At 74.0% G+C, this 21978-nt stretch carries 19 protein-coding genes; 10 read left to right on the forward strand and 9 right to left on the reverse strand.

The window, feature by feature from the left end; genetic code table 11:
* Nucleotides 1-138: 138 nt before the first annotated feature.
* Nucleotides 139-285 carry a DUF6191 domain-containing protein gene (locus ACZ7KX_RS36805; RefSeq protein ID WP_470330332.1) on the forward strand — a complete coding sequence of 49 codons (147 nt, stop codon included), beginning with the start codon at nucleotides 139-141 and terminating at the stop codon, nucleotides 283-285.
* Nucleotides 286-465: 180 nt separating this feature from the next.
* Here ACZ7KX_RS36805 and ACZ7KX_RS36810 read toward each other — a convergent pair whose 3' ends face one another.
* Complete coding sequence (locus ACZ7KX_RS36810; protein ID WP_470330311.1) at nucleotides 466-1584, reverse strand: PLP-dependent cysteine synthase family protein; 1119 nt, start codon at nucleotides 1582-1584, stop codon at nucleotides 466-468.
* A 137-nt stretch (nucleotides 1585-1721) separates the two neighbouring features.
* On the reverse strand, nucleotides 1722-2906 hold the full coding sequence (locus ACZ7KX_RS36815) for an ROK family protein (protein WP_470330333.1): 1185 nt from the start codon (nucleotides 2904-2906) through the stop codon (nucleotides 1722-1724).
* A gap of 251 nt (nucleotides 2907-3157) precedes the next feature.
* Here ACZ7KX_RS36815 and ACZ7KX_RS36820 point away from each other — a divergent pair, with 251 nt between their 5' ends.
* Nucleotides 3158-4375 (forward strand): MFS transporter, encoded by a 1218-nt coding sequence (locus tag ACZ7KX_RS36820; RefSeq protein WP_470330312.1) that lies wholly within the window; start codon nucleotides 3158-3160, stop codon nucleotides 4373-4375.
* Between the two features lie 203 nt (nucleotides 4376-4578).
* Nucleotides 4579-5151 carry a HutD/Ves family protein gene (locus ACZ7KX_RS36825; protein WP_470330313.1) on the forward strand — a complete coding sequence of 191 codons (573 nt, stop codon included), beginning with the start codon at nucleotides 4579-4581 and terminating at the stop codon, nucleotides 5149-5151.
* Nucleotides 5152-5292: 141 nt separating this feature from the next.
* Here the strand turns inward: ACZ7KX_RS36825 and ACZ7KX_RS36830 are convergent, their stop codons facing one another.
* Nucleotides 5293-6204, reverse strand: coding sequence for an esterase/lipase family protein (locus ACZ7KX_RS36830; protein WP_470330334.1), 912 nt, complete (start codon nucleotides 6202-6204; stop codon nucleotides 5293-5295).
* 221 nt (nucleotides 6205-6425) lie between these two features.
* Between ACZ7KX_RS36830 and ACZ7KX_RS36835 the strand changes: the two genes are divergently transcribed.
* The gene (locus ACZ7KX_RS36835; protein WP_470330314.1) at nucleotides 6426-7865 is read left to right on the forward strand and encodes a PucR family transcriptional regulator; all 1440 of its coding nucleotides are present in this window, start codon (nucleotides 6426-6428) and stop codon (nucleotides 7863-7865) included.
* Between the two features lie 156 nt (nucleotides 7866-8021).
* On the opposite strand, the gene ACZ7KX_RS36840 is transcribed toward ACZ7KX_RS36835, so the two are convergent.
* Both ACZ7KX_RS36840 and ACZ7KX_RS36845 read right to left on the reverse strand, forming a co-directional pair.
* Complete coding sequence (locus tag ACZ7KX_RS36840; protein WP_470330315.1) at nucleotides 8022-8384, reverse strand: peptidoglycan-binding domain-containing protein; 363 nt, start codon at nucleotides 8382-8384, stop codon at nucleotides 8022-8024.
* Between the two features lie 106 nt (nucleotides 8385-8490).
* Nucleotides 8491-9246, reverse strand: coding sequence for an acyltransferase (locus ACZ7KX_RS36845; RefSeq protein ID WP_350526180.1), 756 nt, complete (start codon nucleotides 9244-9246; stop codon nucleotides 8491-8493).
* Between the two features lie 215 nt (nucleotides 9247-9461).
* On the opposite strand from ACZ7KX_RS36845, the gene ACZ7KX_RS36850 reads away from it, so the two are divergent.
* Nucleotides 9462-10226: a maleylpyruvate isomerase family mycothiol-dependent enzyme gene (locus tag ACZ7KX_RS36850; RefSeq protein WP_470330316.1), complete on the forward strand. Its 765-nt coding sequence runs from the start codon at nucleotides 9462-9464 to the stop codon at nucleotides 10224-10226.
* A 93-nt stretch (nucleotides 10227-10319) separates the two neighbouring features.
* Here ACZ7KX_RS36850 and ACZ7KX_RS36855 read toward each other — a convergent pair whose 3' ends face one another.
* Nucleotides 10320-11093, reverse strand: a complete 774-nt coding sequence (locus tag ACZ7KX_RS36855) for an enoyl-CoA hydratase family protein (RefSeq protein WP_470330317.1) — start codon at nucleotides 11091-11093, stop codon at nucleotides 10320-10322.
* 278 nt (nucleotides 11094-11371) lie between these two features.
* Here ACZ7KX_RS36855 and ACZ7KX_RS36860 point away from each other — a divergent pair, with 278 nt between their 5' ends.
* Both ACZ7KX_RS36860 and ACZ7KX_RS36865 read left to right on the forward strand, forming a co-directional pair.
* The gene (locus ACZ7KX_RS36860; protein WP_470330318.1) at nucleotides 11372-12190 is read left to right on the forward strand and encodes an ATP-grasp domain-containing protein; all 819 of its coding nucleotides are present in this window, start codon (nucleotides 11372-11374) and stop codon (nucleotides 12188-12190) included.
* A gap of 63 nt (nucleotides 12191-12253) precedes the next feature.
* Nucleotides 12254-12658, forward strand: coding sequence for a RidA family protein (locus tag ACZ7KX_RS36865; RefSeq protein WP_396553347.1), 405 nt, complete (start codon nucleotides 12254-12256; stop codon nucleotides 12656-12658).
* A gap of 121 nt (nucleotides 12659-12779) precedes the next feature.
* On the opposite strand, the gene ACZ7KX_RS36870 is transcribed toward ACZ7KX_RS36865, so the two are convergent.
* The gene (locus tag ACZ7KX_RS36870) at nucleotides 12780-14282 is read right to left on the reverse strand and encodes an MFS transporter (RefSeq protein ID WP_470330319.1); all 1503 of its coding nucleotides are present in this window, start codon (nucleotides 14280-14282) and stop codon (nucleotides 12780-12782) included.
* Nucleotides 14283-14390: 108 nt separating this feature from the next.
* Here ACZ7KX_RS36870 and ACZ7KX_RS36875 point away from each other — a divergent pair, with 108 nt between their 5' ends.
* On the forward strand, nucleotides 14391-15377 hold the full coding sequence (locus tag ACZ7KX_RS36875; protein WP_470330320.1) for an ArsR/SmtB family transcription factor: 987 nt from the start codon (nucleotides 14391-14393) through the stop codon (nucleotides 15375-15377).
* A 200-nt stretch (nucleotides 15378-15577) separates the two neighbouring features.
* On the forward strand, nucleotides 15578-17881 hold the full coding sequence (locus ACZ7KX_RS36880) for a glycosyl hydrolase family 18 protein (protein WP_470330321.1): 2304 nt from the start codon (nucleotides 15578-15580) through the stop codon (nucleotides 17879-17881).
* Between the two features lie 194 nt (nucleotides 17882-18075).
* Here ACZ7KX_RS36880 and ACZ7KX_RS36885 read toward each other — a convergent pair whose 3' ends face one another.
* On the reverse strand, nucleotides 18076-19341 hold the full coding sequence (locus ACZ7KX_RS36885; protein WP_470330322.1) for a geranylgeranyl reductase family protein: 1266 nt from the start codon (nucleotides 19339-19341) through the stop codon (nucleotides 18076-18078).
* 263 nt (nucleotides 19342-19604) lie between these two features.
* Here ACZ7KX_RS36885 and ACZ7KX_RS36890 point away from each other — a divergent pair, with 263 nt between their 5' ends.
* Complete coding sequence (locus tag ACZ7KX_RS36890; protein WP_350526172.1) at nucleotides 19605-20969, forward strand: dipeptidase; 1365 nt, start codon at nucleotides 19605-19607, stop codon at nucleotides 20967-20969.
* Here ACZ7KX_RS36890 and ACZ7KX_RS36895 read toward each other — a convergent pair.
* Nucleotides 20945-21844, reverse strand: a complete 900-nt coding sequence (locus tag ACZ7KX_RS36895; protein WP_470330323.1) for a DUF4184 family protein — start codon at nucleotides 21842-21844, stop codon at nucleotides 20945-20947. The genes ACZ7KX_RS36890 and ACZ7KX_RS36895 overlap by 25 nt on opposite strands.
* Nucleotides 21845-21978: the final 134 nt, after the last annotated feature.

The raw sequence follows: 21978 nt of genomic DNA on the forward strand, positions 1-21978 counted from the left end.
GGGCGGGTTGCTGTTACCGGCCGGGCTGGTGGTGCTGTTCTTCCTCGGCGCGGTGGTGCGGCGGATGCGCGCCCGCCGGCGACGGACGCCCCCGGCGGCCGCAGCGCGGGCGCAACCGCCACGGAGGAACTGCACGCACTGCTCTACCCGAGCAAGCGGGCGCAGTTGGAGCAGCGGCGGATCGAGCTGGTGCTGCGGGACGACGAACACGACGGCGCACCGAAGCGCACCGGGGTCGACCTCGCGGGCGGCCGGGCGGTGATCCGGCAGCCGGCGAGGGGGTGACGGGTTGTTGGCGACGGCCTGCGGGTAGCAGCGAACAGATCTCAGCGAACAGATAACGGATGTCAGCTGACAGAGTCTGAAATCTGTCAGCTGACATCCGTCATTCTGCGTCCGCCTCGCGAGCGATCCGACGGGCCGCCGGCCGACCGAACCACCCCGACCGTCGGACCGGCCGCGGTGTCAGCCCGTCCAGGGGCCACCTGCGAGGAAGGTCTCCAGCGCGTCCTGGTAGGGCGCGATGTCGATCCGCTCACCGGCCAGCCAGTCGTCCGAGTAGTACTTGTCCAGGTAGCGGTCCCCCGGGTCGCAGATCAGGCCGACCACACTGCCGGTCCGCCCGGCCTCGCGCATCTCGGAGACGATCCGCAGCGCGCTCCACAGTCCCGTCCCGGTCGAGGCACCCGCCTTCTTCCCGAGGACCCGCTCCAACACCCGCACCGCGGCGATCGACGCGGCGTCCGGCACCTTCATCATCCGGTCGATCGCCCCCGGGACGAAGCTCGGCTCCATCCGGGGCCGCCCGATGCCCTCGATCCGCGAACCGCTCTCGCAGACGGCGTCCGGGTCGTGGCGCACCCAGCCGTCGAAGAAGCAGGAGTTCTCCGGGTCCGCGACGCAGATCCGGGTGTCGTACTGCATGTAGTGCACGAAGCGGGCGATGGTCGCCGAGGTTCCGCCGGTGCCGGCGGTGGCGACGATCCAGGTGGGCTCGGGGTGCGGCTCCAGGCGCAGCTGGGCGAAGACCGACTCGGCGATGTTGTTGTTGCCGCGCCAGTCGGTGGCCCGCTCCGCGTAGGTGAACTGGTCCATGTAGTGCCCGCCGGTCTCCTCGGCGAGCCTGGCGGACGCCTCGTACACCTCGTCCGAGCGCTCGACCAGGTGGCACTCGCCGCCGTGGAACTGGATCAGGTCGATCTTGGCCTGGCTGGTGCTCTTGGCCATCACGGCGATGAACGGCACGCCGATGAGCTGGGCGAAGTACGCCTCGGACACGGCGGTGGAGCCGCTGGAGGCCTCGATCACCGGCTTGCCAGGGCGGATCCAGCCGTTGCAGAGCCCGTAGAGGAAGAGGGAGCGGGCCAGCCGGTGCTTGAGCGAGCCGGTCGGGTGGGTGGACTCGTCCTTGAGGTAGAGGTCGATCCCCCACTCGTCCGGGAGCGGGAAGCGCAGCAGGTGGGTGTCGGCCGAGCGGTTGGCGTCGGCCTGGACCTTGCGCACCGCCTCCTTGAGCCAGGCACGGTAGTCCTGGTCGGAGCGATCGACGTCGACGGTCGGCTCGATGCCGGACTGGGTGCTCATGGTCACTTCTCCCTCGCGATGGCCCCCCACTGCTCACTACGAGTGTATGAGTGTCACGATAAGTGACCATTTCCGAAGATCCAGCTTCCGCTTATTGACTCACCACACCGCCTCGACGACCCGTCGGACCCGAGGGCTCAGCCGACGCGGACGGGCACCGACTGCGGATCCGCCAGGTACGGCCCCCAGCCCAGCTCGGCCGCGCCGGCGAGTGCGCCGTGCGTCAGCTCCGCGCCGACGATGGGCACCCGTCCGCTGCGCCCCCACAGGCTGCGCTCGGCGACCACTGCGCGCAGCCGCTCGGGCGCGGCCTCCAGCAGGTCGAGGTGCAGGCCGCTGAGGACCACCCGGTCGGGGTTGAGGATGTTGGCGACACCGGCCAGCCCGAGCCCGAGCCGGTCGATGACGTGCTCGACCGCCGCCCGCGCCCGGTCGTCGGTGGCGGCCGCCCGGCACAGCTCGCGCGCCTGGTCGAGCAGCGGGCGCCCCGGCTCCGGGCTGAGACCGGCGGCGGCGAACAGCGCGTCGGGGTCGGTCTCCGCGTTGAGGCAGCCGCGGTTGCCGCACACGCAGGGCCGACCCTGCGGGTCGACGGTGAGGTGACCGACCTCCAGGGCGAGCCCGGCGCTGCCGGTGTGCAGGTGGCCGTCGATCACCAGCGCCCCGCCGACGCCGCGGTGGCCGGAGGTGACGAACAGCAGGTGGCGGGCGCCCCGGCCGGCGCCGTGCCGGTACTCGGCGAGCGCGGCGAGGTTGGCGTCGTTGGCGATCGCGGTGGGCAGCGGGCGCAGCGCGTTCGGGCCGTGGTCGGCGCGGCCGACCTCGACGTCGTACAGGTCGGCGACCGGGGTGCCGCTGGGCCAGGCGAAGTGCAGCGCGGCGAGCGCGGTTCCGTCCGGCTCGGTGACCGGGTTGGGCAGCGCCAGCGCGGCGCCCAGGCAGCGGCGGTCGGTCGCGCGGGCGAGTTCGGCACCCGCCTCGGCGACGGCGCGCAGCATCCGGACCGGGTCGGTGGCGGCGGGCAGCGGCAGGTGGACGGGCGCGTCGAGCAGCCCGCCGAGGCCGGCCAGGGTGACGCTCAGGCCGTCGGCGTGGATCTGCCCGGCGATCACGACCGGGCCCTGCGGGTCGATCGCGAGCCGGTGCGAGGGCCGACCGCGGCCGCCGCCGGCCGGGCGCGAGTCGACAGTGATCAGGCCGAGCGCCTCCAGCTCGGCGGTGACGGCACCGGCCGTCGCCCGGGTGACGTCCAGCGCGCGGGTGAGTGCCGAGCGGGTCGGCGTCTGCCCGGTGTGGATCAGCGAGAGGGCGGGTCCGAGCAGCGTCCGACCGCGGTCGGGGGCCGCGCGGCGGTGGCCGTCGCGCTGCGCGTCGGAGTCGTTCCCCGCGCCGGGCCTCGGGCTCGACGACTTCGGGCTCGACGGCTTCGGGCTCGACGGACTCGGGCTCGACGGCTTCGGACTTGAAGGTGAGAGCTGCACGCCCCTATTGTGACTTTGTGTCGCTTCGAAACAAAATCCACGCCCGCCCGATACCGGACCACCTGCCCTCCCAGTCTCGCAGCACACCCCCGGTGGCCGACAGCCCCTGGAGCCCCGCCCGCACCGCGCTCACCGCGTTCTTCGCCGTCGACGGCTTCCTCTTCGCCGCCTGGGTCGTGCGCATCCCGGATGTCCGCAGGCAGGTCAGCGCCTCGCACAGCGCCCTCGGACTCGCCCTGCTCTGCCTGTCGATCGGGGCCGTCCTCACCATGCCGATGGTCGGCCGGCTCTGCCTGCGGTACGGCTCGCGGCCGGTGACCGTCGGATCGCTCGCCCTGCTCAGCCTCGCCGTCCTGCTGCCCGCGCACGCCCACTCGGTGGCCGCGCTCGGCGCCGCGCTCCTGCTGTTCGGCGCCGGGTACGGCGGCGCCAACGTCGCGATGAACAGCGCCGCCGTCGACCTGGTGGCGCAGCTGCGGCGGCCGGTCATGCCCAGCTTCCACGCCGGGTACAGCTTCGGCGGACTGCTCGGTACGGGCGTCAGCGGACTGCTCGCCGGGCCACTGAGCACCGCGTGGGCACTCGCGCTCAGCGGACTACTCGGCATGGCCGTCACGGTCGGTGCGGGCGTCGTGCTGATGCGCAGCCCGGCGGCGGCGCTGGTCGCGCCCACCCCGACACCCCGCCGTGCGGCCGGACGGGCGGACGGCGGTCCGACGGCCGGCGCGGGCGGCGACGGCGACGCGGGCGCGGGCGCGGGCCGTAAGGCCACCCGACTGTTGGTGCTGCTGCTCGGCGTCACCGCGCTGTGCACCGCGTACGGCGAGGGCGCGATCGCCGACTGGACCACCCTGCACCTCACCGACGACGTCCACGCGAGCTCCGCAGTGGCGGCGACCGGCTACGGCGCGTACGCGTTCGCGATGGCGAGCGGGCGGGTCGGCGGGACCTGGCTGTCGATCAGGCTCGGCCAGACCCGGCTGATGCTGCTCGGCGGGCTGACGGCCGCGGCGGGGATGCTGGTCGCGGCCCTCGCCCCGGTGGCGCCGGTGGCGATCTGCGGATTCGTCCTGGTCGGGCTCGGCCTCGCCAACCTCTTCCCGCTCGCCATCGCCCGGGCCGGCGAGGCGGGCGGCCCGCAGGGCGTCGCGCTCGCCTCGTCGCTCGGTTACGGCGGGATGCTGATCGGCCCGGTGGTGATCGGGTTCCTGGCCGACGCGGCCGGACTGCCGCTGGCCCTCACCACGGTCGCGGTCGCCGCGACTGCCGCGGCGCTGCTGCCGCTCTCGGTCGGACGGCGGTTCCGGTAGCCGACGGGCGACGGGCAGCGGGCGTCGACAGATGACAAAGAACAGCTGACAGATTTCAACATCTGTCAGCTGTCATCTGTTTGTTGTCGGCTGTCGGCTGTCGGCTGTCATCCGTTCTCCGTCACCTGCTCGCCTCCGGCCCCTCGCCCCCTCGGCCCTCCCCAGCTGACGGAACCGCCCGAGCAGTGGCAGGATGCGGGGCCATGACGACCAGCGAACGCTTCCAGGTACTGCGGGCCGGCGAGCGCCCGGCAACGGCGTGGCTCAACGGGGGCGGGGTGACCAGGGAGGTCGCCGGCTTCCCGGTCGGGTCGGGGCTGGACCGCTTCGACTGGCGGGTCAGCCTGGCCGACGTCGCCTCGGCGGGACCGTTCTCCCCGTTCCCCGGCATCGACCGCGTGATCACCCTGGTCGAGGGTGCCGGCATGGCGCTCACCGTCGACGGCGTCGAGCAGCTGGTGGACACCCCGTACCGGCCGTTCCCGTTCTCCGGCGATGCCGCCACCGACTGCCGCCTGCTGTCCGGCCCGGTGGTGGACTTCAACGTGATGACACGTCGCGGGCGGGTCGAGGCCGCCGTGGACCTGGCCACCGCGCCCGTCACGGTCGAGGTCCCGGCCGGAGGAACCGTCCTCCTCGTCTGCCTCGCCGGCGCGGCCGTCGTCAGCGGCGCCGAGCTCGCCCGCTACGACGCCGCCCTGCTGGACGCACCGGGCACGCACGAGCTGCGCCCGGACGGCGTCACCGCCGTCGTCGCCTTCCGTCCGACACGCTGACACCCGGGCCGCAGCGCGTACCGACGAAAGACGGTGCTCCCGCCCCCGGATCACGGAGGCGGGAGCACCGTCGCCCGGCCATCCCGGCCAACCCGGCCAACCCGGCCAACCCGGCCAACCCGGCCAACCGAGCGAGCCGGATCAGCCGCAGAGCACCGGCGTGGCGTGCGCGGGATCCAGGGCGTTGGTCACCAGGTGCAGCGCCGTCGGCGAGAACGCGATCGCGACGTGTTCCACGAGCGAGACCGGGCAGTGGTTCTGCAGCACCACGTTGTCGACGTTCGCACCGTTCAGGAACTGGGTCCGCCACGGGGTGACGACCTCGTCGTACACCGTCGAGATCACCGTGTAGCTCACCCCCGGCACGGTGTCCGGCCGGGACGCCATCGTCCTGTTGAAGTCGGAGCCGACCGCTTGGTCCCGGCAGGCCTGGCAGACCGTGTAGATCAGGTTCGCGACGTCCGGGAAGTACGGCGCCAGGTTGACGATCCCGTCGAGCGTGGTGCCGTGATTGGACGGCGCGAGCCCGACCAGCTTGTCGACCTTCGAGGCGCCGCCGAGGAACTTCAGGTAGTAGTTCGGCAGCATGCCTCCCTGCGAGTGGCCGACGATGTCGACCTTGGCCGCGCCCGACGCGTTGCGCACCAGGTCCACGAAGCGGGCGAGTTGGGCCGCCGAGTCGGGCACCGCACCGAGGCCGCCGATCGGCAGCAGCAGGCCGCTGCCGGTCGAGGTGATGCCGGGGATGGTCCCGTAGTCGAGGGCGAAGACGCAGTACCCGAGGCCCTTCAGCAGCGGGGAGAGCGCCAGCCAGTTCTCGTAGCGGTTGGCGAAGGTGCCGTGCACCAGGACGACCGGGTCGGGGTGGGCGGCGGTCGGCCGGCACGTCCAGTCGTTGGCGCCGGGCGGCGAGGCCACCGTGTCGCCGTCGGGCGGCAGTTCGGCGGCAGCGGCCGACGAGGCGGCGTCACCGGGATTGGCCGTAGCGGCGGCGTCACCGGTAGCGGCGGCAGCGGCCGGAGCGGCGATCGCCGGAGCCGCGCTCGCGGGCACGGCGGTCGCGCCCACCAGCAGCGCACCCGCCAGCAGGGCCGCGCCGAATGCGCCACCGAGCCCGCGCCGCGAGGGACTTGCGGAGAAGCGGAGAAGTGGGGTTCTCAACTGTTGCCTCCACAGCGGAAGTTTGTTACCAACAGGTAACCCGAGGGCTCCATCATGCGGTCGCCCCTCCGGCCCGGCCCTTGGGCGTTCCCCAGACCTGGACGGTGTTCTCTGTGACCGGTCACAACGCACCCCACTGCACCCCACCGAACACCTCGGCACAGGAACCGGGTTGGCGCATCCCGGTGATCGGCGGCCTCCCGGCCGACCAGCGGCTCCTCTGTGGCGTCCACGAGTTGGCGCGCTCCGTGATCGACGCCCTGCTGGACCGCGTGCCGGTCTACCGCCGCCTTCCCCGCGAACAGCTCACCGGCGAACTCACCCGGGACACCGAGCGCCGGATCCGCGCCCTCGCCCACACCGTGCGCACCGGACTTCCCGCCCCCGCCGAGGAGTTCGCCGCCGTCCGGGAAGCCGCCGCCCGGCGGGCCGAGGAGGGCCTGACGCTGGACGCCGTCCTGCTCGCCCACCACCTCGGGCTGGAGGTGTGCTGGGAGTTCGTCACCCGGCACGCCCGGGAGGGCGACGCCGCCGCGCTGCTGGTCCTCAACCGACTGCTGCTCGACCAGCTCCGCCAGGCCACCACCACCGCCGGCGCGGGCTACCTGGACGGACGCCGCCCGACCGCCGACCTGCGGTGGACGGCCCGGCAGTCCCTGCTCACCGCGCTGCTCGCGGGCACCCCCGCCGACGAGGCCGCCACCCGGGCCGGGCTCCGGCTGCCCGCCCACTACGCCGTGCTCTGCCTGTCCGTCGCGGACCACCCCGACGAGCACTCCCCCGAGGTCGACCCCGGTGTCGCCGCCCGCCGCAAGCTCCGCCGGCTCGTCGCCGAACTCGACCACCGCACCCGGCAGTCGGCGCTCACCGCGCTCACGCCGTCGGGTGGACTGGTCCTCGTTCCGTTCGACCCGACACCGAGATCCCCGGCGTCGCCGGAGTCACCGGCGAGTCCCATGCCTCCGACATCGTGGAATCCGAGGGCGCAGGCGACAGCGAAGGGAACGGCAGGAGTTCCGGGAGCACCGAAGGTCCCGGCGCAACTGCTGGAGCCACCCGACGGCGACGCCGACGTGCCCTGGCCGCAGCTCGCCACCGCCCTCACCGCCGCGGCCCGGGCGGCCGGCGCTCTGATCCTCGCCGGGGCGGCCGCCGCCGTACCCGCCGATGTGCCCGAGGCGGCCGCCCTCGCGTACGAAGTCCTCGACATCGCCCGGGCGTTCGGCCGCCCACCGGGACTGCACCTGCTGGACGACGTCCTGCTGGAGTACCAGCTCACCCGGCCCAGCCGGGCCCGCGCCCGACTCGCGGCACTGCTCGAACCCCTGGCCGATGGCGGGGAGTTGCTCACCACCCTGCGCACCCACCTGGCCGGGGGCCTCAACCGCCGGCACACCGCGAGCGCGCTGCACCTGCACCCGAACACCGTCGACTACCGGCTGCGCCGGATCGCCGCGCTGACCGGTCTGGACCCGGCCCGCCCCGCCGACGTCCTGCGGATCACCGCCGCCATCGCCGCACGGACCGCCGAACAGGCGTCCCTCATACGCTAGTTCCCACCAGCCCCGGACATCGCCGCGCACCCGCGCCGCCGCCGTTCACCGGACGGCGACAGCACGGGTGCCTGCGGAGCCCCCGGCCGGTGGTCCGGCCGGAGAGTCCGCGAGGCCCGGCCATCAGTGAGGCCGTGGGCCTCGGAGAACCCGAGCTCAGCAGTCGAGAGAAGCGTGGGCCAGCACCCAGCCGTTCAGCTTGTCCCAGGTCTGCGGGCCGACGACGCCGTCCTGCCCGATGCCTGCGCACCGCTGGAACCGCCAGACGGCCGCGTCGGTCGCGTTGCCCCAGACCCCGTCCTCGCTCAGCCGGGCGCTCCCGGACGAGTACGGGACGTGGTTGAGCTCGCACTGGAGCTGCTTCACCGCGTCACCGGTGCTGTTGTACCGCAGGGTGGGCTGGGCGCCGGTGTAGCCGCAGTACTGCGAGGCCTGCGCCGACGCGGCGGGCGCGGTCGCGATCCCGGCCGCCAGAACGATCGCGGCAGTGGCGAGGCCGCCGACGAGACGGTTGCGCATGGAAGTCCCCCGTTCCATAAGTCGATCAGAATCGAACGAACGGCACACTAGCCGATGCACCACAGGACGAACGGAAAATCCGCCTGAAGGATCGACAAAACGATGGTCAGTCCTGCTGCCCCGGCAACCTGAGGTCCCAGCCGACCAAGGCGCGCAGCTGCTCCGCCGTCACGCCCTCCGGCACCGGCTGCGGCGCCTCGTGGCGCAGCGGCGGCTGCCAACCCTCCTCCTCGGTCCAGCGACGGACGACCTTGGCCGGTGCACCCGCCACCACGCTGTGGTCGGGCACCTCGCCGCGCACCACCGCGCCCGCCGCGACCACCACGTTGCGGCCGATCCGCGCCCCCGGCAGGATCACCGCACCGGTGCCGATCCAGCTGCCCGCACCGATCTCCACCGGCTCGTTGCGCGGCCACTGCTTGCCGATGGGCAGGTCGGTGGCCCGGTACTCGTGCGCCTGGTCGGAGATGTAGACGCCGGGCCCGGTCCACACGTCGTCGCCGAGCACGATCGACTGGTGGCCGACGATGTGGCTGTCCCTGCCGATCACGCAGCCGCCGCCGATCCGCACGATCGGCTCCGGCCCGAGGTCGAGGCCGGGCAGGAAACCGGCGCTGATGGTGACCCGCTCACCAATGATCGAGAACGGTCCGATGGTGATCCACTGCTCGTTGAACACCGCCCCCAGCGGGAAGGCGAGGGTCGTACCGTCCCCCAGCTCGCCGAACCGGTACGGTCCGGGGCTCTGGTTGGTGACCGCCCCGGTCCGCTGCACCCAGCGCCAGCCCCGGTGGACGAGGCGTCCGGCGACACGGCGGCCACCTGCCCGGACGGCGGAGACGAGGGAACGGGTTATCGGCATGCGCTCACGTTACCGGCCCGTAGCGGAAGCCCGGCCGCCGGGCGGCCAAGATCACACCGGCCCCTCCCGCCCCGGCCGCACCACCGCCGGAGCCCACCGGGGCCCGCCGCACCTGCGGGCCGCAGGCGGCAGACCCCGACCCTCACTCCCAAGTCACTCGAAGGAATGTCCGAATTCCGCGCCCGTCGACGATCCGCGATGGAAGACTCCGCGCCATGGAGATCATCGAGCACATCGACGCACTGCGGCACGAGGGCGTCCGGCTCGCCGAGGCCGCCGCCCGTACGGACCTGTCCGCCCCGGTCCCCACCTGCCCGGAGTGGCGACTGCGCGACCTGCTGCAGCACGTCGGTCATGTGCACCGATGGGCCACCGCGTTCCCGTCCCGGGCGCTGCAGGCGCCGCTGGACGACGCGGGCGAGCAGGCCGCCGTCGGACCGATGCCGTCGGACGCGGCGCTGCTCGACTGGTACCGCGAGGGGCACGCCACCCTGGTGCACGCGCTCACCGAAGCGCCGGCCGACCTCGATTGCTGGACCTTCCTGCCCGCGTCCAGCCCGCTGGCGTTCTGGGCCCGGCGCCAGGCGCACGAGACCGCCGTCCACCGCCACGACGCCGACGCGGCCGCCGGGGCGCCCGGCCCGGCCGTGGACACCGTGCTCGCCCTGGACGGCATCGACGAACTGGTGCGCGGTTTCATGACCCGCAGCCGGACCGAGCTGCGCAGCGACCGGCCGCGCACCCTCCGGGTCCGGACGACCGACGGCCCCGGCTCCTGGCTGCTGACGATCACCCAGGAGCCGCCGGCCGTCACCACCGGCGAGAGCACCGGTGCGGCCGACCTGACCCTCACCGGCCCCGCCCGCGACCTCTACCTGATGCTGTGGAACCGGCTGCCAGCCGAGCAGGCCCCGGGCGTCGAGCAGGCGGGCGACCGGAGCCTGCTCGACTTCTGGCGGGAGGCAGCGGTGGTCCGCTGAGCGCGACGTCGGCCGCCGGGGGCCTGACGCCCGCTGACCGGGCGGGCAAGCGGACGGGCGCGACCCGAGCAGCCGCGCCGGCACACCCAGCGGTCAGCGAACCCAGCGCGCGGGCCGCTTCTCCAGGAACGCCCGCATGCCCTCCTGCGCCTCCTCCGAGCCGAACAGCCGCGCCGACAGCTCGACCAGTTCGTCGGCGTCACGCTCGAAGGAGCGCACCACATCGGCGTTGGCGAGGCGCTTCGACTCCGCCAGCCCCTGCGGGGAGCCCTGGCGCAGCGCGTCCAGCAGGCCCTTCAGCACGACGCCGGTGTCCTCGGCGGACCCGGTGGCGCTGCTGATCAGGCCGATCCGTGCGGCCTCGGCGGCGTCGAAGACCTCGCCGGTGAGGTAGTAGCGGGACGCGGCACGCGGCTCCAGCTTGGGGCGCAGCGGCAGCGAGATGACGGCGGGCGCGAGGCCGAGCCGGACCTCGGTGAAAGCGAAGGTCGAGGCCGGTCCGGCGACGGCGAGGTCCGCCGCGCCGACCAGGCCGAGGCCGCCGGCCCGGACGTGCCCGTCGATGACCGCGATCACCGGCTTGGTGCAGTCCACGATCGCCCGCTGCAGCTCGACCAGTCCGCGCGGTCCGACCGTCGGGTCCGCCCCGGTCGCCTCGGAGAGGTCCGCACCCGCGCAGAACACCTTGCCGGTGTGCCCGAGCACCACGGCGCGGACCTCCGGGTCGGCCGCGGCCGCAACCAGCCCGGCGCGCAGCTCGGCCATCAGCCGGGTGGAGAGCGCATTGCGGTTGTGCGGCGAGTCGAGGGTGAGCGTGGTGACGGCGTCGGCGGTGCTGACGCGGACGAGGGGCTCTGCGCTGGTCATCGGCGGGGCCTGCCTTCCGGGTGAGGGTGGGTCGGACTGCGGGCGCGGTCCGGGGTGCCCGGACGGCGCCCGGACGACTCTGGCACGCCCACCCGCCCCTCGGCCAGAGCCAACCCGCCGCACCCACCGAGCCGCCGACGGTACCCACCCACCGGCCCGACCGCGACCGACCCGCCGACGCGCACGGAACCGGCCCGCCGCCACACCCGGACCGGCCCGCCGCGCACGAGCCGAAATCCGCTGGCGACCCCCGCCTCCACCACGGCAGCATCGTCGCCATGGCCACCGACACCCGCGTCCTGCTCCTCGCCCCACGCATCAACGAGACGGGCCTCCAGCTGCGCACCGCCGCCGGGCGCCGCGGCCTGCGGGCGTGCGTCGCGACGTCCTGGCAGGCCCCGCGCGAGCTGCTCGACGCGCGGGTCCACGTGTACGGCGGGCCGCTGTTCGCTGACGCCGTCGGACGGGAGCTCGGCCTCGGCCTGCTGGAGCCGGCCGCCGACTGGCTGACCCGCCTGCCGCTCGCCCTGACCGGGCGCCGGGTCACCGCCACCACCCTGGCCGAGGCGCGTCGGCTGCGGCGCCCGGCGTTCGTCAAGCCGCCGGCGGACAAGCTGTTCGCCGCCCGGGTCTACCCCGACGGCGGTGCCCTGCCGGGGCCCGAGGTGCTGGACGCCGACACGCCGGTGCTGGTGAGCGAGGTGGTGCGGTTCGTCACGGAATACCGGCTGTTCGTCCTGGACGGCGAGGTGCGGGCCGGCTCGCGGTACGCGGTGGACGGCGAGCTGTCCGTCGCGCCGTTGGGGTCCGCGGGGGCACCCGACGGGGCGGCCGCCGAGGTGCTCGCGTTCACCCGGGACGTCCTGGCGGCCTCGGCGGCAGGGGCGCCACTGCCGGGCGCCTCCGTGGTGGACATCGGGCTTACGGAGAACGGCCGTTGGGCGGTTGTGGAAGCCAACGCGGCCTGGGCCAGCGGTGGTTACGCCGCCGATCCGGACGCCGTCCTCGACGTGGTGTTGCGCTCGGGTGGGCCGGCCGCCCAACTCGCCGCCACCGACCGCCCGTTCCTGCGCGAGCTGCCCGAGGTGGTGCGCTGAGGCCGTGCGGCCGACCGGAGTCGGAACTTGCGACGGCGGCGGATCACCGTCAGGATCCGCGGCATGACCACCTCTCACCTCACCCACATCGCCGAGCCTCCCGGTGTCGCACCCGGCACCGGCTACACCCAGGTCGTCACCGGCACCGGCCGACTGGTCCAGGTGTCCGGCCAGGTCGCCTTCGACGAGCAGCGGAACCTGGTCGGCGAGGGCGATCCGAAGGCCCAGGCGCGGCAGGTCTTCGAGAACCTGCGCCGCTGCCTGGCCGCCGCCGGGGCCGGGTTCGAGCACGTCGTGAAGTTCACCTTCTTCATGACCGACATCGCCTACCTCGCGGACATCCGCGAGGCCCGCGACGAGTACCTGGGCGCCCTGCCCCTGCCCGCCGCGTCCGCGATGCAGGTGGTGGCCCTGTTCAGGCCCGACGTGCTGATCGAGATCGAGGCCCTGGCGGTCCTCCCCGAGTAACCGGCCGGAGCAACCGGCCCCGCGCCGCGGCCTCCTCCCGCACCGCCGTGCCCGAGCGCACCGCCGTGCCCAGGCGCACCGCCACGCCCGGGCGCACCGCGCCGTCCGCCCCCCACCGGACTCACGACGCCGTGAGGATCGCGTCCCGCCGCCCGGCCCACCGCACGGCAGGACGCATCGCCAGGCCCGCGGCCGCCAGCAGCGCGCCCAGGACGACCCAGCCGACCGCGCCGTACCCGATCACGAAGGTGCTGACCAGCGCCGGACCGGCCATCAGCGCGGCCGCCGTCCCCGCGTTGAACACGCCCTGGTAGGCGCCGTGGTCGCGCTCGCCCGCGAGGTCGTAGCTGAGCGCCCAGGCGCCCGCCTGGGCGCTCACCTCGCCGAGCGACTGCAACGCGACCCCGCCGAGCACCACCGCGGCCGCGGCGATCGCGGGCAGGCCGTGCGCCAGCGAGATGACCAGGCAGGACGCGGCGAGCACCACACCGGCGCGCCCGCAGGCCCGGGCGGCTCCGGCGCGTTCCTCGGTACCCCGGGTGGCCCGCACCTGCAGGGCGATCACCAGCAGCGTGTTGACGATCAGGGTGCCCGCGACGGTGATCCGCGGCGCAGCGGTCTCCTGGACGATCCAGAGCGGCACACCGACCTCCAGAACGGCGAACTGCAGGCAGAGCAGGGCGTTCAGCACCGTCACGACCACGAACGGACCGTCCCGCAGCGCGGGGTTGCGCCGGCGCCCCTGCTTGACGCCCTTGTCCGACGGGTCCGACGGGTTCGGGACGTCGTTGTTCGCCGACGGCTCGGAGGCCGGCGTTCCGGGCGCTGTTCCGGGCGCTGTTCCGGGCACTGGTCCGGGCACCGGCGTTCCCGCCACTGACGGGCGCGGCGGCACGACGAGGCGCTGGAACAGCACGGCGACGGCCACGAAGGAGGCGGCATCGGCCAGGATCGCCGTCAGGTAGACCGGCCGGGTGTCCGCCTGGAGCGCGAGCGCGCCGAGGCCCGTCCCCAGGCAGATCCCGATGTTGGTCACCACCCGCAGGTGGGCCCGCCCCGCCACCCGGCGGTCGGCCGGAAGCACCTCGGCGTAGAGCGCGTTCCGCACGGCGGCGGAGCCCCGGTCCACGCCGGAGACCAGGCAGGCGAGCGCCACGAAGGCCGGGTAGCTGTGCACCAGCGCGTACCCGGCGGTGCCGACCGCCTGCACCGACACCAGCACCACCAGCACCCGGCGGGCGCCCCAACGGTCGGCGGCCCGGCCGGCCGGCACGCTCGCGGCGACCCCGCACAGGCCGGCGGCCGTCATCCCGAGTCCCAACTGGGCGGCGCTCAGGCCGAGCACCCGGGTGAAGAACAGCACCGCGACGGACAGCGAGAGGCCGTTGCCCATCGTGTTGACCAGGGTGATCCCGGCCAGCCGACGGACCGTCGGATCGGGGTGGAGGCGCCCCCGCAGAGCAGCGGCGACTCCGCTCCCAGCGCGGCCCGACGGAGCGTCATGACCCACGGCGTCAACGGCGTCAACGGCGCCCCCTTCGGGCGCGGCAGCGGAATCGGAGGTAGCCGGTGGTTCGGGCACGGCACGGGAAGATGCGGAGGACTCCGCCGTCGAGGTGGTCATGCACGGATCCCACCGCCCGCCGGAGCGGCCCGGGTACTCCTTTAGGCTATGGCTAAATCAGAGTCGGGCGCCGCCGGCCCCGGCCGGATCCCGGCAGAAGGGCGCCCTGTGCACCGGTTCACGCTCCGCCTGGCCGACCTCGCCACCACCTGGTTCGCCGTCTCCCCGATCCACGAGGCCGTACTCGGCCTGCGGATGTGGACCCACCCGGGCGTCTACCACCTTCAGACCCGGGCCTTCGAGCAGCTCAGGCCCTCCTTCGAGCGGTTGGACTGCCGCCTGCTGCTCTCGCTCGTCGCCGAGAACCGCTTCGTTCCCGACTTCCTGACGCCCCGCCCGGCCTCCCCTGCCCCCGAGTTCCGCGCCGAGATCGCCATCGTGCGCGCGTTCCCGCCGGAGCACCTGCGCGCCGAGATGGAGCAGACCTTCCTGTCCCAGGGCCAACCGCTTCCCGCTGGGATCGCCGCCGGACTCGCCCGCCCGGAACGGCTGTTGGCGCGGATCTGCGACGCGCTGGAGGAGTACTGGGAGGTGTGTCTCGCTCCCACCTGGTGGCCGCAGGCCCGCGCGGTACTGGAGGCCGACCTGGTCTACCGCGCCCGGCTGCTCGCCCAGCACGGCGCGGCGGCGCTCTTCGCCGACCTGGACCACCGGCTCCACTGGGAGAACGGCGTCCTGTCGATCCACCGAAACTGGACGAACGGGGACGTGGAGACCCCCGTGGACGGGCGCGGCCTGGTGCTGTGCCCGACGTTCTTCGTCCGCGGTGCCATCACGATGATCAGCAACGACCGCGCGCCGCAGATCAGTTACCCGGCGCGCGGACAGGCGGGCATGGCCGGCCGGGGGGCGCCGGTGCCGCCGCAGGCCGTCGAGGCCCTGGTCGGCGCGCCGAAGGCCCGGCTGCTGACCCTGCTCGCCGAACCCGCCTCCACCACCGACCTCGCCTACCGCCTCGGCGTCACCCCGGGAGCGGTCAGCCAGCACCTGTCCGTCCTCGCCGCCACCGGCCTGGTCACCCGAGCCCGGCACGGCCGCTCGGTGCTGTACCGGCGCAGCCCGCTCGGGGACGAGCTGACGGGCGCGAACAGATGACGGTGGCGACCAGCTGACGAGGGCGACCAGCCGACGAGGGCGACCAGCCGACGAGTTTGGTGGTACAGACCTGTTGACGCATTGGTCCAGTCCTCCTACAGTTCCCATGCCTTCACCCCCCACGGCACAGGCGCCGATCGCACACGGATCAAACCCGGTTCTACACCCCCTGTTCCAACCCCACAGTCACAGGGAGAACCATGTCCGCTCGATCCCGGGCCGGACGCCCGCGCGTGCGCAGCAGACTGCTCGCACTGCTCGCCGTCCTGCTCCTCCCCCTCGCCACGCTCACCGCGCTCGCCGCCCCGGCGAACGCCGCCGGACGACTCACCGCCACCTTCACCACCGCCGACAACGGTTCCTGGTGGCAGGGCACCTACGTCGTCCACAACGACAACGCGACCGCCGTGTCCGGCTGGGCCCTGGAGTTCGACCTCCCGGCCGGCGTCACCATCGGCAACAGCTACAACGGCACCGCCACGGTCACCGGCCGACACGTCAGCGTGGTCGCCGCGTTCTACAACTCCACCGTCAACGCCCACGCCACCACCGAGCCGTACAGCTTCTGGTTCGTCGGCAGCGGCCCGGTATCCACCCCGCTCAACTGCCGCATCAACGGCGACAAGTGCGACGGCACCCCCGATGTCCCGCCGTCCGCCCCGGGCACCCCGACGGTCACCGAGTCCACCGCGCACACGCTCGCCCTGAGCTGGCCGGCCGCCACCGGCGGGGACTTCCCCGTCGCCACGTACGACGTGCTGAACGGCAGCACCGTCCTCGCCTCCAGCCCGACCACCGGCACCCTGGTCACCGGCCTCACCCCGGCCACCTCGTACACCCTGTCCGTCCGCGCCAGGGACAGCCGCGGCAACACCGGCCCGTCGAGCGCACCCGTCACCGCCGCCACCTTCGACCCGTCCACCGACCCCGTTCCGCCCACTGCGCCGACCGGCCTCCGGACCACGGCGGTCGGTTCGACGGACGTGACGCTCGCCTGGAACGCCGCGACCGACAACGTCCGGGTCGCCGCGTACGACGTCTACCAGGGCGGTGCCCCGGTGGCGACGGTCACGGGGAAGACGCTCACCGCCACCGTCGGCGGCCTCTCGCCGTCCACCACCTACACCTTCACGGTGAGGGCCCGCGACGCCGCCGACAACGCCTCGCCCGCCTCCGCCCCGCTCACCGCGACCACCTCGGACCTGGTCGGCGCCGGAAAGTACGCCCGGGTCGGCTACTTCGTCCAGTGGGGCATCTACGGCCGCCAGTACTTCGTCAAGAACCTCGACACCTCGGGCAGCGCCGCCAAGCTGGACGTCGTCAACTACGCCTTCGAGAACATCGATCCGGTCAACCTGACCTGCCTCGCGGGCGTCACCAGGGGCACCACCTCCAACCCCCAGGACCCGGACCAGGGCACCGGAGCCGGTGACGCCGACGCCGACTACGCCCGCCCGATGAGCGCCGACCAGTCGGTGGACGGCGTGGCCGACGACGGCTGGGGCAAACTCCGCGGCAACCTCAACCAGTTGAAGAAGCTCAAGGCCAAGTACCCGAACCTCAAGGTGGTCGTCTCGCTCGGCGGCTGGACGTACTCCAAGTACTTCTCCGACGTCGCCGCCACCGACGCCTCCCGCCGGAAGTTCGTCAAGTCCTGCGTCGACACCTGGATCAAGGGCAACCTGCCGGCCTACAACGGCGCCGGCGGCGACGGCGTCGCGGCCGGGATCTTCGACGGCATCGACCTCGACTGGGAGTGGCCCGGCTCCGGCGACGGCCACCCCGGCAACCACTGGAGCGCCGCCGACAAGGACAACCTGACCCTGCTGCTGGCCGAGTTCCGCAAGCAGCTCGACGCGACGGGCGGCTCGCACAAGCTGCTCACCGCCTTCACCCCGGCCGACCCGGCGAAGGTCTCCGCGGGATGGGACCTCGGCAGGATCATCGGCTCGCTGGACATCGCCAACGTCCAGGGCTACGACTTCCACGGCTCGGGCAGCGACAACTCCTGGGAGCCCAACCGCACCGGCCACCAGGCCAACCTCTTCCCGGACCCGAACGACCCGTACGGCAGCCACTTCAGCGTGGACGCGGCCGTCCGGACCTACCTCGACGCCGGGGTCAACCCGCGCAAGCTCACCATCGGCTTCCCGTTCTACGGGCGCGGCTGGCAGGGCGTGGCGGACGGCGGCGCGAAGGGCGTCTGGCAGTCCGCGAGCGGGGCCGCACCGGGCCAGTTCGCCGAGGAGGCCGGCACCCGCGGGTACCAGAACCTGATCACCGGCGTGCCCGGCCTCACCGTCTACCACGACCCCAAGTCGGGTGCGACGTACGGCTACACGGGAGCCGGCGGCCAGTGGTGGACCTTCGACGACGCCTGGTCGATCGCCCAGAAGACGGCCTACCTCAAGTCGAAGGACCTGCTCGGCGGCATGATCTGGGAGATGTCCGGCGACACCCCGTCCGGCACGCTCATGACCGCCCTCGACACCGGCCTCAGGTAGCCGACGCCGGCGCCCCGGTACCGAGCGCCCGAAGCCGACCGCCACGCCACGCCACGCCACGCCACGCCACAAGAACGGGAACGGGAACGGGGCGGGTGCTCCTCCACCACGGGAGGACCACCCGCCCCGCACCGGTGCACCGGCCCGGCGTCTGCCCGGCACCGGCCACGGGCGTCGGCCGGCGGCGCCGGGCCCTACCGCGACGCCATCGACATCAGCTTGCGCGCCGCACGGTTCTGCCGCAGCACCTGGGCGAAGGTGGTGTGCCCCTGGGTGGTCCGGGCGAAGGCCCGCCACGCCGCCGGCACCAGGCTGACCGCCGCGTGGAAGAGGTACGGCCGCCGCTCGAAGGCGCCCAGCAACTGCTTGCCCGCGCGCATCTCCACGCCCAGCCCGGCCTTGATGGCGAACGCGTAGTTCAGCGCCTCGCGACGCACCTCCGCCGCGTTGCCCGCCTCGGCGACCTTCACCGCCCACTCGCCGGCCAGCCGGCCCGAGCGCAGCGCGTACGAGATGCCCTCACGGGTCCACGGCTCCAGCAGTCCGGCCGCGTCCCCGGCGACCAGCACCCGGCCGCGGGAGAGCGGCGAGTCCTCGGCCCGGCAGCGGGTCAGGTGCCCGGACTCGACCCTGGGGGTGAAGCCGGACAGGCCCAACCGCCGGATGTAGTCGGCGAGGTACTGCTTGGTGCGCTCCCCGTCGCCGCGCGCCGAGATGACGCCGACGGTCAGGCTGCTGGTCTCGGTCTTCGGGAACACCCAGCCGTAGCTGCCGGGCAGCGGGCCCCAGTCGAGGTGGATCCGGCCCGCCCAGTCCGCGGCGACCTGGGGCGTCACCGGGATCTCCGCCTCCAGGCCGAGGTCGATCTGGTCGAAGGTGACGCCGACGTGGCGGGCGATCCGACTCGCGCTGCCGTCCGCGCCGACCACCGCGCGGGCCTCGAAGGTGCGTCCGTCGGCGGCCGTCACCAGCGCGGTGCGGTGCTCGCCGCCGCGCTGCTCGACACCGGTGACGGTCACTCCGGTGACCAGCACCGCCCCGGCCGCCTTGGCCGCCTGCACCAGGCGCAGGTCGAACTCGTCCCGGTTGACCAGGCCGAACAGCATCCGCTGGGAGCGCCGCGTCCGGGTGTACCGCCCGTCGTACGCGAAGGTGACGGCGTGCACCCGGTCCTGCAGGGGCAGCCGGAAGTCCGGCGGCAGGCTGTCCCGGGAGGGGCCGATGATGCCGCCGCCGCAGGTCTTGTAGCGGGGGTGCTCGGCCTTGTCGAGCAGCAGCACCCGGCGGCCCTGGGCGGCGGCCGCGTGGGCGGCCGAGGAGCCGGCCGGTCCGGCGCCGACCACCACGACGTCCCAGACGCCGTCCGGCGGCGAGGCCGGGTCGCCGAGCGGCGCGGCCGTCCCGTCGTCGTTCGGGCTGTCGAGCGGGCTACGGGAATCGGAGCTTCCGGAGTCAGTCACGTCGAGCAATCCTATGCGTCCGCCCGCCCCGCCGGACGCAGCACCGCCCGAGCGTCCTCACGAACCCGCCGCACGGCTCCGGCCACCCGACCGCGCCCGACCACACCCGACCACGCGGGCCCCGAGCCCCCGGCTCCCGGCTCGCGGGCCCCGAACCCCCGGCCCCCGAGCCCCGGAACCCGCTCCGCCTATGATCGGCGGTACCCCAACCGCCCCCTCCGCCCGCAGCACCCCGCGGGCGGACGCATCCCCTCGGAGCCCCGATGTCACAGCCCCTGGCCGACGCCGTCCGGTCCCTGATGGACCGTGCCCGCACCGACCTCGCCGAGCTGGTCGCCTTCCCGTCGGTCGCCGACCCGCGCCAGTTCCCGGTCGAGGAGTGCGAGAAGGCCGCGCGCTGGGTCGCCGACGCCTTCGCCGCCGAGGGCCTGACCAACGTCCAGCTGCTCGACACCCCGGACGGCACCCAGTCCGTCTACGCCGAGCTCCCGGGCCCCGAGGGCGCGCCGACCGTGCTGCTCTACTCGCACTACGACGTCCAGCCGCCGCTGGACGCGGACGCCTGGCTCAGCCCCGCCTTCGAACTGACCGAGCGTGACGGCCGCTGGTACGGGCGCGGCGCCGCCGACTGCAAGGGCAACATCCTGATGCACCTGACCGCCCTGCGGGCGCTGCGCCAGGTGTACGGGGACGCCTACCCGGTCGGTCTGAAGATCATCGTGGAGGGCTCGGAGGAGCAGGGCACCGGCGGCCTGGAGCGCTACGCCGAGGCCCACCCCGAGCTGCTCGCCGCCGACGCCATCATCATCGGCGACACCGGCAACTTCGCCCCCGGCCTGCCCACGGTGACCGCCTCGCTGCGCGGCATGACGGTGGTCGAGGCCTCGGTCACCACCCTGGGCGGCAACCTGCACTCCGGCGCCTTCGGCGGTGCCGCCCCGGACGCGCTGCAGTCGCTGGTCCGGATGCTCGCCTCGCTGCACGACGAGAACGGCGACGTCGCGGTCGCCGGGCTGAGCGCCGACCAGACCTGGGAGGGCGTGCAGTACCCGGAGGAGCAGTTCCGCTCCGACGCCAAGGTGCTCGACGGCGTCGCGCTGACCGGCACCGGCACCATCGCCGACCGCCTGTGGGCCCGCCCGTCCGTCACCGTGCTCGGCATCGACGCCCCGCCGGTGATCGGCGCCACCTCCTCCGTCCAGGCCGCCGCCAAGGCCCTGATCAGCCTGCGCGTCCCGCCGGGCATGGACGCCACCGCCGCCCAGGAGGCGCTGGTCGCCCACCTGGAGGCGCAGGTCCCGCTCGGTGCCGACCTCACCGTCGAGCGCCAGGGCTGCGGTTCCCCGTTCCGGGCCGACACCACCGGCCCGGCGTACGAGGCGATGGGCGAGGCCATGGCCGAGGCCTTCGGCACCGACATGGTGGCCTCCGGCGAGGGCGGCTCGATCCCGCTCTGCAACACGCTGCGCTCGCTGTACCCGCAGGCCGAGATCGTGCTGATCGGCGTCGAGGAGCCGACCACCCAGATCCACGCGGTCAACGAGAGCGTCGACCCGCAGGAGCTGGAGCGGATGGCCCTCACCGAGGCCCTCTTCCTGCGCCGCTACGCCGAACTGCGCTCCGTCTGACGGACGTCGGCCCGGGGGCTGCTCGCGGCCCCCGTCCTCGGCCCCGGTCGCCCGCCGCGCAGCCGGCGGGCGACCGCCACCGCCGCCGCGTATCCGACGGCGCCCACGGCGAGCCCCGCGCCGGCGCCGAAGCACACCTCCGGCACCAGGTTCCGCTTCAGCGGACTGAGCCGGTGCAGCACCCCGGCCGCCGTCGCCGCGCCCAGCACCGCGACGGCGGTCCGCCGTGTCCGGGGCGCGAGCCCGACGGCCGGCCGCACCGGCTCGACCGCCCGTACCGCCCGCGCCGCCCAGCCGCCCATCGCCACCAGGGCGAGCGCCGAACTGCCGTACTGCAGCACCTCGTACAGCGGCACACCGGCCACCGACCGGTCCAGTACGGGCAGCAGCCGAACGCCCAGCCGGCCGCCGTGCGTGAACGCGTCCCAGCCGACGTGGGTGGCCGCGCCGATCGCCGCTGACGCCGCGAACCACACCGCGTCGGCACCAGCGCCCGCGCCCGGTTCGGTGTCCGCGCCCGCGCCCGTGCCCGGGTCCGTGCCCGGGTCCGCCGTGGTGGCGGCCCGGCGGGTCGTCAACGCCTCGGCACCGCCCGCCCACCGCTCGGGCAGCAGTGCCACCAGCGGTCCGCGCAGCAGCCCGTGCCAGCCGGCCACCAGCGCCCCGGCGATCGCCACGTCCAGCGTCGGCACCGCCCACCAGCTGTGCGTCAGCCCGCCGTGGGCGTAGACCCCGGGCAGCAGTGACTCGGCGAAGAACGGCACGTCGGGCGCCATCGAGCCGGCGACCAGCGCCGACGCGACCAACGGCCCGCGCGCCCCGGCCCGGCGCAGCAGGGGCAGGACGGCGGCGGGGTGGCTCAGTGTGAACGGCATGCCCCCATCCTCGTGCCCCCGCCGCCTGCCCGGCCAACCCACCGGCCCGTACTGCACCGGCCCGTCCAACACCGAACCGTCCATGCACCGGGCCGGCCGACCGCCGCCCGCCCGCAGCGCACCCGCCAGCTCGG

The sequence above is a fragment of the Kitasatospora sp. NPDC038210 genome, assembly GCF_055600605.1.